The organism is Streptomyces sp. NBC_00390 (genome assembly GCF_036057275.1).
Classification (GTDB): domain Bacteria; phylum Actinomycetota; class Actinomycetes; order Streptomycetales; family Streptomycetaceae; genus Streptomyces.
The window spans coordinates 3,419,467-3,431,667 of the sequence record NZ_CP107945.1; the positions used below are offsets into that span (position 1 = coordinate 3,419,467).

A 12,201-nucleotide genomic window follows, 5' to 3' on the forward strand; every position below is an offset into this window, starting at 1 on the left:
TGCCGGACGACGACGGCGCGACTCACTGCGGTGTCGTCCGTACGGCGAAGGCCCCTGCTCCCGCACGCAGCGGGGAACAGGGGCCTTCACGCGAGCCCTACGGCATCAGTGGCTGTGACCGTGGCCGTGGCCGTGGTCGGCCTCCTCCTCGGCAGGCTTCTCGACGACCAGGGTCTCGGTCGTGAGCAGCAGGGAGGCGATCGACGCGGCGTTCTCCAGCGCGGAGCGCGTGACCTTGACCGGGTCGATGACGCCGGCCTTGACCAGGTCGCCGTACTCACCGGTCGCGGCGTTGAAGCCCTGGCCGGCCTCCAGCTCCGCCACCTTCGCGGTGATGACGTAGCCCTCGAGACCGGCGTTCTCGGCGATCCAGCGCAGCGGCTCGACGGCGGCGCGGCGGACGACGGCGACACCGGTGGCCTCGTCGCCGGTCTTGCCGAGGTTGCCCTCGAGCACCTTCACGGCGTGGACGAGCGCGGAGCCACCACCGGAGACGATGCCCTCCTCGACCGCGGCGCGGGTCGCGGAGATGGCGTCCTCCAAACGGTGCTTCTTCTCCTTCAGCTCCACCTCGGTGGCGGCGCCGACCTTGATCACGCACACGCCGCCGGCCAGCTTCGCGAGGCGCTCCTGGAGCTTCTCGCGGTCCCAGTCGGAGTCGGTGGACTCGATCTCGGCCTTGATCTGGTTGATGCGGCCCGTGACGTCCTCGGACTTGCCGCCACCGTCGACGATGGTGGTGTCGTCCTTGGTGATCGTCACGCGGCGGGCGGTGCCCAGCACGTCCAGACCGGCCTGGTCGAGCTTGAGGCCGACCTCCTCCGCGATGACCGTGGCACCGGTGAGGGTGGCCATGTCACCGAGCATCGCCTTGCGGCGGTCACCGAAGCCGGGAGCCTTGACGGCCACCGCGTTGAAGGTGCCGCGGATCTTGTTGACGACCAGGGTGGAGAGCGCCTCGCCCTCGACGTCCTCGGCGATGATCAGCAGCGGCTTGGAGCTGCCGGCCTGGATGACCTTCTCCAGCAGCGGCAGCAGGTCCTGGATCGAGGAGATCTTGCCCTGGTTGATCAGGATGTACGGGTCGTCGAGGACCGCCTCCATACGCTCCTGGTCGGTCACCATGTACGGGGACAGGTAGCCCTTGTCGAAGGCCATGCCCTCGGTGAAGTCCAGCTCCAGCCCGAAGGTGTTGGACTCCTCGACGGTGATGACACCGTCCTTGCCGACCTTGTCCATCGCCTCGGCGATGAGCTCGCCGACCTGCTGGTCCTGGGCGGACAGCGCGGCGACGGCGGCGATGTCGGACTTCTCCTCGATCGGACGCGCGGTGGCGATCAGCTCGTCGGAGACGGCCTTGACCGCAGCGTCGATGCCCTTCTTCAGGGCGGCCGGGGAGGCGCCGGCGGCGACGTTGCGCAGACCCTCGCGGACCAGGGCCTGGGCCAGCACGGTGGCGGTGGTCGTACCGTCACCCGCGATGTCGTTGGTCTTGGTCGCCACCTCCTTCACCAGCTGGGCGCCGAGGTTCTCGTACGGGTCCTCGACCTCTACCTCACGGGCGATCGTGACACCGTCGTTGGTGATGGTGGGGGCGCCGAACTTCTTGTCGATGACGACGTTGCGGCCGCGGGGGCCGATCGTCACCTTGACCGTGTCGGCAAGCTTGTTGACGCCGCGCTCGAGGGCGCGACGGGCGTCCTCGTCGAATTTCAGGATCTTCGCCATGGGAGCTTCTCAAGTCCTCTCAAAGAACTGCGCCCCTCGCCGCCCGGCAATCAGCGGGGTGACCAGGGGCGCAGCTCAAAGCCGATCTGGGTGCGGAGCTTTCTGGGGGCTGGATGCCCCCAGACCCTCGCTTACTTCTCGACGATCGCGAGCACGTCGCGGGCCGAGAGGACGAGGTACTCCTCGCCGCTGTACTTCACTTCGGTGCCGCCGTACTTGCTGTACAGCACGATGTCGCCGGTCTTGACGTCGAGCGGCAGGCGCTCGCCGTTCTCGAAACGGCCCGGGCCCACGGCCAGGACGACGCCCTCCTGGGGCTTCTCCTTGGCGGTGTCCGGAATGACCAGGCCAGAGGCCGTGGTCTGCTCGGCGTCGAGCGGCTGGACCACAATGCGGTCCTCGAGCGGCTTGATGGCAACCTTGGAGCTGGTGGTCGTCACGATCCGACCTCCCCCTTCGGAGATCTCACGGGGTTTGACTGTCTGAGGTGGCGACCAGGTCGATCCGTCGTCGCGGGTGCCGGACCTGCCCGTCGCTGTGTTGGCACTCTCCGGTGGGGAGTGCCAGAGCCGAGACTATGACCGCGGTTAGCACTCGGTCAAGCGGAGTGCCAATGTGGTCGTCCGCGTCGATCGGGTCTCGATGCGGACAACGCCGCAGCAGGTGCCCCGGTTCCGGACGCGGCCGGGTCTCCCTGAGCCGCCACCGGCCACCCCCGTTCGGCGCAGGCGGCCGGTATCCCTGACTCAGACGTAGTCCTCGAGCTTCGCCACCGCGTAGCCCCTCGCGGTCACCGTCTTCATGACCCGCCGGATCAGGTCGGGCATGGCCGCCTTCCACTCCGCCTTGCCCCGGAAGTGCGTGAGGATGATGTCGCCGGGGTGCAGGTCCCGGTCCCACTCGCGCCATTCCATGTGATCGGGGAACGCCTCCGCCGCCCACAGCGGCACGGCCTTGATCCCGCAGGACTTGGCGGCGCGCAAGGTGTTCTCGTTGTAGTTGCCGTACGGCGGACGGAACAGCCGGGGCAGCGTGCCGTACCGCTCCTCGAGCTTGTCCTGCTGGCCGCAGATCTCCCGCAGCTGCTTCTTGTAGGAAAGCCCGGGCAGATAAGGGTGGGTGAGCGTGTGGTTCTGCAGGGAGACCCCGGCGTCCTGCATCTTCTTGAAGTAGCCGTAGTCGCCCTGGATCACGTAGTCGCTGAGGAAGGCGCTGTACGGGATCTGCAGTTCGGTCATCATCTTGATCAGCTCGGGGTCCTTCTCGGCACCGTCGTCGATCGTCAGGAAGACGACCTTCTCCTCGGTGGGGACGGTGGTGAAGACGGGCGGCAGGCCTTCCATGCCACCGTCGACCTCGAAGCCCTTGCGAGTGGTGATCCTGGGCTTGACGTCGGGCGGCGGCGGCGCGGCGAGCGGGGCGCGCTCCAGCCCCCACTTCTTGGCAGCTGCGGCGCGGGCCTTCTGCTGGCGCTTGACCTTCTGCACATACGAGGCGAGCGCCCCGGCCGCACCGGGTTCACCCGGCCGTGCGGCCTCCTCCCGGGCACCCTTCCCGGCCTCCTTCCGTGCCCCCTTCTCAGCCCTTTCCCGGGACGCCTTCTCAGCCTCCTTCCGTACCCCCTCCCTGGACCCCTTCTCCGCTCGCTGTCCGTCCTGCTGCCCGGCAGCGGGCCCGGCGGCGGGCGCAGCGGGCCGCGAGGCACCGGCATCCGCCTGCTTCCCTGCGCCCTCTGCCGCACAGCCGGAGCCGACGGCGGCGACAAGCAGCGCGGCCAGAACCGCGCGACCCCGAAATGCTTTTACTTTTACCTTTTGTCGTACTAGCTGCATGGCGTCGCATCCTGTCAGCGCAACGCCCGCGCACCGGGCCGACACCGCCACCGCGGGCGCACCATCCCCCGCCTGGCCCACAATGGCCCGGTGAACGACCTTGATCCGCCCGCCGCCGATCTGGCCGCCTTCGCCGCCCTCCGCACCGAGGAGGGCCGGGCACTGCTGGCCGGCCTGGACTCCTACGACCCCGCCCAGGAGCTGGCCGTCGCCACCCGGCTGCGCCGCGAGCACCCGGCCGACCTGGTCTCGGCGGCGCTCGGGCAGGCCCGGCTGCGGCAGCGCGCGGTGGCGAAGTTCGGCGCCGAGGACGCCCGCCGGATGTTCTTCACCCCGAACGGCGTCGAGCAGTCCACCCGACGCTCGGTCGCCGACTACCGCGCCGGACGCTTCGCCGCCACCGGGGTACGCAGCGTCGCGGACCTGTGCAGCGGCATCGGCGGTGACGCGCTCGCCCTCGCCCGCGCGGGCATCTCGGTACTCGCCGTCGACCGGGACCCGCTGACCGCCGCCGTAGCCCGCGCGAACGCCGAGGAGCTGGGCCTCGCGGACCTGATCGACGTGCGCTGCGCCGATGTCACGGAGATCGACACGGCCGCGTACGACGCGGTGTTCGTGGACCCGGCCCGGCGCGGCGGCCGGGGCCGGATCTTCGACCCGGAGGCGTACTCCCCGTCCCTGTCCTGGGCGATCGGTGCCGCCCGCACCCGCCCGCACGCCGCCCTCAAGATCGCCCCCGGCATCCCGCACGAGACCGTCCCGGACGAGGCGGAGGCGGAGTGGATCTCGGACGGCGGCGACGTGAAGGAGGCGGTGCTCTGGTTCGGTACGGCTCCGGGCACGGTACGGGCGACACTGCTGCCGGGCCCGCACACGCTGACCGGCCGGAACCTGCCGAATCCCGGGGTCCGCGAGGTGGGCCGTTACCTGTACGAGCCGGACGGCGCAGCCATCCGCGCCCACCTGGTCGCCGAGATCGCCGAGACGCTGGACGGCGGGCTGATCGACGAGACGATCGCGTACATCACCTCGGACGAGCTGCGCCCGACGCCCTATGCGAACGCATACGAGATCACGGACCGACTCCACTTCAACCTGAAGAAGCTGAAGGCCCTGCTGCGGGAGCGCGAGGTCGGGCACCTGACGGTCAAGAAGCGCGGCTCCGCGGTGGAGCCTGAGGAACTGCGCCGCAAGGTGAAGCCGCAGGGGCCGAACGCGGCGACGGTGTTCCTGACGAGGGTGGCGGGGGCCCCGACGATGCTGGTGGGGCACCCGGCGTAGCCGAGGTCACACCTTCCGCCTCCTTTGCAACAGCCAAGCTGTCAGGTGGAGTTGTTAGGGTGTCGAAAGCGTGCGCGAGGGGAGACGGGGACTTCATGGCGGACAACGCGGACCTCAGCACATCCAGGGAGGACCTGACCCGGCTCGCCGACGACCTCGACGCGATGCAGCGTCATCTGGACGGCCAGGTCCGCCGGATGGACGCGATCGTCGACGGCATCGAGGCGGGCTGGAAAGGCGAGGCCGCCCGTGGGTACCGGGCGCTGCACCGGGGCGTCGCGGAGGACGCCGTACGGATCCGGGAAACCCTCAAGCTCTTCGAGGCGGCCGTCCGCCTGGGCCGGGACGGGTTCACCCAACAGGACCTGGACACGCTCCAGGCCATCCGAGCGGTCCGGGCCGACGTCGACGTGGCGCAGGAGGCGCGCGAGCTGTCGGAGGGCACGGCTCCGCCGCCCGGGCCGCGCAGCTCCCTCGACGGACTCTGACCACCTCCCAGGACATCTCTCGTCCGGTACGTCCCGGGCCCCTCTCCGAACGCATCAGCGCACACACATGCGACCGACACAGCAGCTGGGGGATACAGCCGTGTCCGACGACCACATAGGCGTCAGCTTCACCACCCTGCGCAATCTGGCGCTGGAGCTCGAGGACATCCTGCGTCAGCTCAACCAGAACCTCGAGACGCTCTACGACCGGACCGAGAAGGTGGTCCTGACCTGGAAGGGCGAGGCCCGCGACACCTTCGTCGACGAACTCGACAAGTGGGACCACGACATGCAGGACCTCCAGGCCGCCCAGGCCTGGCTCCATGAGGTCGTGACCACGGGGCACGCGAACTACGCGGAGGCGCACAGGGCCGTGCTGCGCGGGTGGGGGGCGGCCTGATGGGCACACCGCCTTCCCCGCCCCCGCAGAACGGCACCATCGACGTCAAACCGTCCGACCTGCACCGTGTCTCCGGCGGGTTCGCGGTCCAGCAGCCGATGTACAGCCAGGCCGCCAAGACACTGGTCACCAAGCTGCAGCAGCACCCGGACGCCGGCGGCTACGGCACCGCGGCACAGGCTTTCGCCACCGCCTACGTCGAAGCGGGCAACAAGTTCCTCGACGTCTGGGCCAAGAGCGTGGTCAGCATCGGCGGCGCCGCCGTCGGCTTCGCCAGCACGGCCAACAACTACTCGAAGGCCGAGGCGGCCAACGACCCCACCGGCCAGAAGAAGCCCGTCGTCCAGGCACCGCCCCAGGTCATCGACAAGGCGCCCGACTACGGGCAGGTCCCGAACCTGAAGTGGGGCGACGACGACGGCGGCGACGGATGGCTGCGCAGCATCCTGGAGTGGATCCCCGAGGTCGTCCGGGACGCGTTCCGCCCGGTGCTCAAGCACGCCTTCCGCTGGGGCAAGGTCGCGGACGTCTATCCCTTTCCCCAGCAGCACTACCTCAACGACCTGTCCAAGGCCTGGCGGGACATGACGATCACGCTCTCGATGACCGAGAGCGCGCTGACCGGCCAGGTCAGCAGCATCACCCAGCAGAGCAACAGCGAATGGCACGAGGCCATGCGGAAGTTCTGCAGCTCGCTGTGGGGCACGTCGGCATGGGGCAAGTCCACCGCCGGCTACGAGTGGAAGCACGACAGCGCCTCGTCGACCACGGGTGCCACCCATCCCGTGATGACCGTGCTGTTCGACACGGCCATGAAGATCAGCGATCTCCTGTACGACTTCGCCGAGGCCGCGGTGGACCTCAACGGCAAGGTCTGGGACATCTACATGAGGGCCGTACGCGAGGCGCTCGGCAAGATCGACCTCAGTGACGGCGTCGACGGCGAGGACGTGAAGGAGGGCGCCAAAGCGGTCGGGCGCTTCCTCAAGGGCCTGGCGAAAGGCGCCGCCGAGCTGAGCCTCGAGATCACGCTGAACATCGACAAGGCGGCCCTCAACTCCGTGGTCGAGGCGTACAACACCCGAGTGAACGGGCTGGTTCCCAAGCTCAAGGCCCTGATGGAACCGCTGAACGAGGCACACCGCGCCGCGCCCACATTCCGCGCGGAGGACGCCCGGGCCCAGGCGTTCGGGGCGAGGGCGCTCAACGAATTCAAGCAGCAGCCGCTCTACACCGTGCCGGGTGAGGACAAGGACAACCACTTCTATCCCGTCGACCTGGCGAACCAGGAAGGCGTGCACAACAGCCATGTGATCGACAAGCACGTGGGGCAGAGCGACGAGCAACTCCTGAACCGCCTCCGGGACCAGCCCACCATCACCGCGGCATCGACATTCCCGGACCTGGCCATCGCCCAGAAGGCGACCCAGGACGCCATGGACGAAATCGGGCCCGACGGGAGCAAGCCGGAGAACGCCGGCAAGCCGAACCTCGATGTGAACAATCCCAAGAAGATCGAGAGGTGGCTTTCGGTACCCCGCCAGGACAATTCCATGCTCACGCTGGACCCGGTGGAATTCGACTATGCCACCGGCCGGACGGTGCCTGCCGGTTCGACGACGGCGAGCGATACGCACAGCGTCAAGGTGGTCCTCAAATACAAGAACGGAATCGACCCGCCGTACGTCGTCTACACTTCCATGCCGTCCAACCCCTAGCACAAGAGTGAGCGTGACGTTCGTGAGCCTCGGAAGTCTCCCTGAGTGCGCCGCACAGCTCTTCGGCGGATCCTCGCACTTCGTGCAGCTCTCTCGCCGGACGGCCGAGGACTGGGTCGACGACCTGGTTCACGTCCTGCGGGGGCGGAAGAGCGCCCAGCACATCGGCATCACCCCGGAAGCGATGTTCGACGACGTCGATCCGGAAACAATTCGCCTGAGTCTGCTTCCCGTTCCCCGGCACGGGGCGGAAGACCTCGTCAAACTCCTCGCCCACGGCTCCTTCTACTACGGCCCGGACGCCTCACTGCAACAGGCCGACCGCGCCCGGGACGAATGTGTCCGCGACATTCTTCGGTCCGTCGGCGCGGAAGCAAAATTCTTCACGAACCACGGCCACGCCGAAAACGGTGATTCGGCGGACTTCTTCCAGGCCGGATTCCACTACAACTCGCTGGCGGTCACGCTCTACGATGTCTGCCTCGTCGCGGTCTCACCCGATCATCTCCTGGTGGCCTGGAGATTCGAGGACGCATAGCGCCTCTCCTCCGCACCATACGCGCTCTCCATTCTTCCGCTCCTTCGAAGGTGCAAGGTGTCCATCCGAAACAGGTCCGCCACATATCCCGACCGGGAGACCGCCCAGTGGGCCACCCAGCAGGTGGTGACCGCCAACGAGCAGGTGATCCACCGGTGGCTCGCCCAGTCCACCCGGCAGCGCCTCACCGTCGAGGCCGCCTGGCCTTCGCGACCCGAGCCGGTCGGGCGCGTCCTGCTCCAGGCGATGATGCTCGCCGGCCGCGAACCCGTCGACGTACGCGCCGCCCGGGTGATCCTCAGGCGGAGCGCCGAGAGCCCGCACGGCTTCACCGTCCACGCCACCTTCCCGATCTACCTCTAGAGGCAGCACCCGTGTCCCTGAAGCCGCGCGAACACGACCGCAGGTATGGCGAGCTGGACCATGTCATCCGGGCCTACCTGGGCCGTACCGCCGACGACGACGAGCCACTGACCGCGTACCTCCGCCACACCTGGCGCACCCGGCCCTGGGCCATTCCGATCGCCGAGGAGCAGCTGCGCACGTACGCCGAGAACCCTCCGGGCCGGCTCCGCCAGCGCCTCGGCGAGTTCTATCCCGTACCGGACGTGGGCCTGCCCGACGCCGAGATCCAGGCGTGGCTGGCGAGTCTCGCCGACCGGCTCAAGGAGAGTGTCGAGACGGGCCAGGCGCCGCCGCCCGCCACACCGCAGACCCGCTGGGAATGGCGGGCGCGCTTCCCCGAGCTCACCCAGTTCCTCGGCGGGTGGTTCTCCCAGGACATGCCGGACGAGTTCGAGGACCACGACGCCGCTCTCCAGGACTATCTGGACACCACCGACTCCGGCCTGATCGCCCAACTCACCGGCGAGCTGCACGACCTGCTCACCCTGCCGCTGGACGAGCCGGACTACGCCCTCGCCCTGGACGAACTCGGCATGGAGATCGACCCGCCCGCGCCCTACACCCCCAGCGGCTGGCTCGCCGACCTGGCGATACGGCTCCGCGAGCGGTGAGCGGTCGGCGGCGGACCGTCATGGACCACAAGGAAGTGTTCCGTCTCTCGGACCAGTTGGCCGATGCCGGCGAGTGGGAAGAACTGCTCCGGCTGCCGACCGGTTCGACCGCAGCATCGCCGAGAGCTCCGATGCCGAGGCACGACGCGAGTCGGCGAACTCCCGGGGCCTGGTGACGCACACATTCGTCGTCGAGGCTCCCGGCGAATACGCGGAGGCCGTCGCCCGCCTGGTCGAGCTCGCCTGGTCGCAGCGCCGGTCGCTGTTCTTCGAGGCCGTCGCGGAGCACTGGACCTGGCGGCAGGTGGGCCCGCACCTGTCCGATCCCGAGCTCCGGCATCTCGTGGCACACTCCCGTGTGCTGCGCGGAGAGGATCTGGCCCGGGCGTCCGGGAGCCTCGGACCCGAGCTGTTCGGTGACATCCCCTTCGCCCTGCAGACGTGGGAGGCGGAGTTCTGGGACGTGGAGAACTCGCCCATGTCGTACGGACGTCACGGCTCGGCCGGGGGGTTCGACGGGATTCCCGTCCATGACGTGACCGCCCGTGTCGGCCTGCCGCTCCCCGACACGGGCGCCACCGCGCTCACGTGGACCGCTCCCCCGCCGCTGCCGTCCTGGGCCACCAACAGCGGCTCTTACGCCGAGGTCGCGGGCCCCCTTCACTGCACCGCCGCGCAGGCGCTGGCCAGGCACCTCTCCGGCCTCCCCCGGCACGAACGGCTGACCCAGGCCGTCCCGGTACCCTTCGCGGCCGCCTACCCGGGGCTGCTCAAGGCCCTGGGCGGTCAGGGGGCGTACACCTCGGAGTCGATGGCCCTCGGCCGGATCGCCGTGTGGCGCCTGCTTCGCAGGATGGCCCGACTGCCCGACGACTCCCCCGCGGACACCGTCTCGGAGCACGTCGCCGGGCTCGACTGCCTCACCTGGGAGCTCCCCGGTGACGACATCTGGTACTTCCATCTCGCCGCCGACCACCCCGCCACCGGCACGTCCTGGCTTGTCGACGGCCAGGACTTCGACTGAAGCAGGACCCTGACTCGATGGCTCTGCACCCCGAGGGCATCTTCACCAGCGGCCCGCTCTTCCAGCTGGTCGGCCTCGCCGCCCAAGGCGGCGAGCCACTGGAGTGGCAGGTCATGCGGCTCAAGCGCGTCCTGCGGACCGAGTACTGGGACGCCGCCTGGCGCGCGCCGATGCAGCCTCTCGCCTCCCAACTCGACTACATGACCACCACGTTCTCCGAGGACTTCTTCGCCGGCTGCCCCGAGTACGCACGCCAGGCCTGGCTCGCCGCCGCCGGAGCCAGGAGCGTGCCCGTGTTCATGGGCGAACTCGCCAGGCTGCTGCGGGTCGCGGACCGGGTACGGCCCGCCGGGTACGACGTGGTGCCTCTGGCCAGATGGGAGGCCGAGGCGCGGTTCCCGTTGCTGCGGGACCTGGACACCTGGGCGTACGACGGCGAGTACGACTCGTTCGAAGCCGCCTTCCAGGCGCGCATCGACGGCGAGCACCCGTGCTGCGAGCAGGAGGTCGTCCCCTTCGTGGCCCAGGCGCAGACGGCCCTGTCGCTGTGCGCCGAGTCCGCGCATTTCAGGGACGCGTTCCTGTCGCACGACGAGAGCGTCACACCCGCCACCCTGAAGATCATCACCGAGCGGGGCCACGCTCACATGAGGAGCTACCACCGGGGCTGACCCGCGGGAGTCACCTGAAGATCGCGACCGGCCGGGGCGCGTACAAGTGCGTCCTTCAGCAACGTCTACTCCGCCGAGGACGCGTTCACGGCGGCAGATCCGGCCGGAGGACCTCACGGCTCTCCGGCCCGGCGGCAAGTACGTACATCAGGACTCGCGGCCCTTCTCCGGTGCACGCGCCTGCTCCGTCCACCCCGTGAACAGCTCCAGAACCGCCCGGCGTAGGTCCCTCAGCGGTGCGCGCCGCCCTGCGGCGTCGCGTACTGCTGACGCGTCCCGACCGCCGAGCCTGCGGCCATCAGCCGGACCGCCCAGCGGTAGTGGCTCACCGCTTTGGCGGCGCCGATCAGACCGGTCAGCCACATGATGAAGCCCAGCCCCATCAGCAGCGCGACACCGGCCGGAGTGTCCTCGCCCGGCCTCGCGTCGGCCGGCACGGCGAAGGAGAGAAACAGGCCGGACGCGCACAGCAGGAACGACGGGATGAACCACACCAGGCTCAGCACCGGTGAGCCGAACCGGGCGTCCCGGGCCGGATCCCAGTCCAACGCGGTCCACTGCCACAGGCGTCGGCGGATCTCCGTGTCGCGGGCGATACCCAGGCCGACCACCAGACCGGTCGGAATCATGCACCCGACGCCGAGAAGGCCGGTGGTCGCACCGAACAGGATGCTGAACGGGTCCAGCTCCTCGGCGACCACCCCCAGCATCGTCGCGAAGAAGACCCAACCGAGCGCGAACCCCGCCGCCGTCAGCCACAGCAGCACCAGCCGCTTCGGGTCGATGCTCCGCCGGTGCAGCTCCGTCATCGCTTTCGCCCGGTCCGCGAGCAGCGACTCGTGGTCGGGCCATGCCCTCGTCTCGACGGGCGGAGGGGGTGGGGGCAGCGGGTTGCGACGGGACACATGTGCGACCCTATCGCCCGCTCAGGCGGCGAACTCCTTCAGCTCGTCGGTCTCCAGCGCGAAGCCGACCGGGTCAGGAAGTTCGACGACCGCACCGAAGGGGCGTGTGGTGGAGGCGCGGTAACGGCCCTCCTCCGGCTCGGCGTAGACGGTGACACTGTCGGTCTCCCGGTCGATGAGGAGGTAGACCGGGATGCCTGCCGCCGCGTAGCCGTCCGGCTTCTCGACACGGTCGCGCCGGTCGGCGTCGCGGCGTGCGACGTGACCTCAACAACCATCAGGACGCCGTCGGGTTCCGCCCACTCTCCGGCCCCGGTGAAGTGCCTGCGCGGCGCGAGGGCACCGTCCGTCCGTGCGCGGCCCCGCCAGTAGGCAGAGATCTTGAGACCCCGCTCCGGGTAGAGCCACAGGTCGGGCCGCGATTGCATGCACAGCTGCTGGAGCCAGGCGATGACCTCGTCGTGGTTGCCGTCCGGCACGGGCTTGACCTCGATCTTTCCATTGATGAACTCGAGCCGGACGGTCTCGGGTGCCGAGCGTTCGATCACCTCGAACTCCTCGACCGTCATCTGGGGCCGGGCACTGGGCATCGGGGTCATG

General features: G+C 69.1%; 13 protein-coding genes and 1 pseudogene. 9 read left to right on the top strand and 5 right to left on the bottom strand.

Features of this window, described 5'->3' with window-relative positions; all coding sequences use genetic code 11:
- Positions 1 to 105: 105 nt before the first annotated feature.
- The 3 genes from groL to OHS70_RS14525 all read right to left on the bottom strand — a co-directional run bounded on the left by groL (position 106) and on the right by OHS70_RS14525 (position 3,560).
- The gene (groL, locus tag OHS70_RS14515; protein WP_328397491.1) at positions 106 to 1,728 is read right to left on the bottom strand and encodes a chaperonin GroEL; all 1,623 of its coding nucleotides are present in this window, start codon (positions 1,726 to 1,728) and stop codon (positions 106 to 108) included.
- A 131-nt stretch (positions 1,729 to 1,859) separates the two neighbouring features.
- Positions 1,860 to 2,168, bottom strand: coding sequence for a co-chaperone GroES (gene groES, locus OHS70_RS14520; RefSeq protein WP_010471835.1), 309 nt, complete (start codon positions 2,166 to 2,168; stop codon positions 1,860 to 1,862).
- A 306-nt stretch (positions 2,169 to 2,474) separates the two neighbouring features.
- Positions 2,475 to 3,560, bottom strand: coding sequence for a polysaccharide deacetylase family protein (locus OHS70_RS14525; protein WP_328397493.1), 1,086 nt, complete (start codon positions 3,558 to 3,560; stop codon positions 2,475 to 2,477).
- Between the two features lie 90 nt (positions 3,561 to 3,650).
- Here OHS70_RS14525 and OHS70_RS14530 point away from each other — a divergent pair, with 90 nt between their 5' ends.
- From OHS70_RS14530 to OHS70_RS14570, 9 genes are all read left to right on the top strand, one after another.
- Positions 3,651 to 4,841, top strand: coding sequence for a THUMP-like domain-containing protein (locus tag OHS70_RS14530; RefSeq protein WP_328397495.1), 1,191 nt, complete (start codon positions 3,651 to 3,653; stop codon positions 4,839 to 4,841).
- Between the two features lie 95 nt (positions 4,842 to 4,936).
- Positions 4,937 to 5,329 (top strand): WXG100 family type VII secretion target, encoded by a 393-nt coding sequence (locus tag OHS70_RS14535; protein ID WP_328397497.1) that lies wholly within the window; start codon positions 4,937 to 4,939, stop codon positions 5,327 to 5,329.
- A gap of 67 nt (positions 5,330 to 5,396) precedes the next feature.
- A complete protein-coding gene (locus tag OHS70_RS14540; protein ID WP_328397499.1) occupies positions 5,397 to 5,729 on the top strand; it encodes a WXG100 family type VII secretion target in 333 nt (110 codons plus the stop codon).
- The gene (locus OHS70_RS14545; protein WP_328397501.1) at positions 5,729 to 7,447 is read left to right on the top strand and encodes an RNase A-like domain-containing protein; all 1,719 of its coding nucleotides are present in this window, start codon (positions 5,729 to 5,731) and stop codon (positions 7,445 to 7,447) included. The genes OHS70_RS14540 and OHS70_RS14545 overlap by 1 nt, the downstream gene beginning before the upstream one ends.
- Before the next feature lie 22 nt (positions 7,448 to 7,469).
- Positions 7,470 to 7,985, top strand: coding sequence for a hypothetical protein (locus OHS70_RS14550; RefSeq protein ID WP_328397503.1), 516 nt, complete (start codon positions 7,470 to 7,472; stop codon positions 7,983 to 7,985).
- 30 nt (positions 7,986 to 8,015) lie between these two features.
- On the top strand, positions 8,016 to 8,348 hold the full coding sequence (locus tag OHS70_RS14555) for an RNase A-like domain-containing protein (RefSeq protein ID WP_328405626.1): 333 nt from the start codon (positions 8,016 to 8,018) through the stop codon (positions 8,346 to 8,348).
- Between the two features lie 11 nt (positions 8,349 to 8,359).
- Complete coding sequence (locus tag OHS70_RS14560) at positions 8,360 to 9,001, top strand: contact-dependent growth inhibition system immunity protein (protein ID WP_328397505.1); 642 nt, start codon at positions 8,360 to 8,362, stop codon at positions 8,999 to 9,001.
- A 73-nt stretch (positions 9,002 to 9,074) separates the two neighbouring features.
- Positions 9,075 to 10,025, top strand: a complete 951-nt coding sequence (locus tag OHS70_RS14565) for a hypothetical protein (protein WP_328397507.1) — start codon at positions 9,075 to 9,077, stop codon at positions 10,023 to 10,025.
- A 17-nt stretch (positions 10,026 to 10,042) separates the two neighbouring features.
- The gene (locus tag OHS70_RS14570) at positions 10,043 to 10,696 is read left to right on the top strand and encodes a hypothetical protein (protein ID WP_328397509.1); all 654 of its coding nucleotides are present in this window, start codon (positions 10,043 to 10,045) and stop codon (positions 10,694 to 10,696) included.
- 230 nt (positions 10,697 to 10,926) lie between these two features.
- Here the strand turns inward: OHS70_RS14570 and OHS70_RS14575 are convergent, their stop codons facing one another.
- Both OHS70_RS14575 and OHS70_RS14580 read right to left on the bottom strand, forming a co-directional pair.
- A complete protein-coding gene (locus OHS70_RS14575; RefSeq protein ID WP_328397511.1) occupies positions 10,927 to 11,601 on the bottom strand; it encodes a hypothetical protein in 675 nt (224 codons plus the stop codon).
- Positions 11,602 to 11,622: 21 nt separating this feature from the next.
- Positions 11,623 to 12,200 (bottom strand): annotated as a pseudogene (locus OHS70_RS14580) (Uma2 family endonuclease).
- Between the last annotated feature and the right edge of the window lies 1 nt (position 12,201).

Coding starts and splice junctions, on each gene's coding strand:
- groL (WP_328397491.1), bottom strand. CDS start 1,728: ATGGCGAAGATCCTGAAATTCGACGAGGACGCCCGTCGCGCCCTCGAG.
- OHS70_RS14525 (WP_328397493.1), bottom strand. CDS start 3,560: ATGCAGCTAGTACGACAAAAGGTAAAAGTAAAAGCATTTCGGGGTCGC.
- OHS70_RS14535 (WP_328397497.1), top strand. CDS start 4,937: ATGGCGGACAACGCGGACCTCAGCACATCCAGGGAGGACCTGACCCGG.
- OHS70_RS14540 (WP_328397499.1), top strand. CDS start 5,397: ATGCGACCGACACAGCAGCTGGGGGATACAGCCGTGTCCGACGACCAC.
- OHS70_RS14545 (WP_328397501.1), top strand. CDS start 5,729: ATGGGCACACCGCCTTCCCCGCCCCCGCAGAACGGCACCATCGACGTC.
- OHS70_RS14570 (WP_328397509.1), top strand. CDS start 10,043: ATGGCTCTGCACCCCGAGGGCATCTTCACCAGCGGCCCGCTCTTCCAG.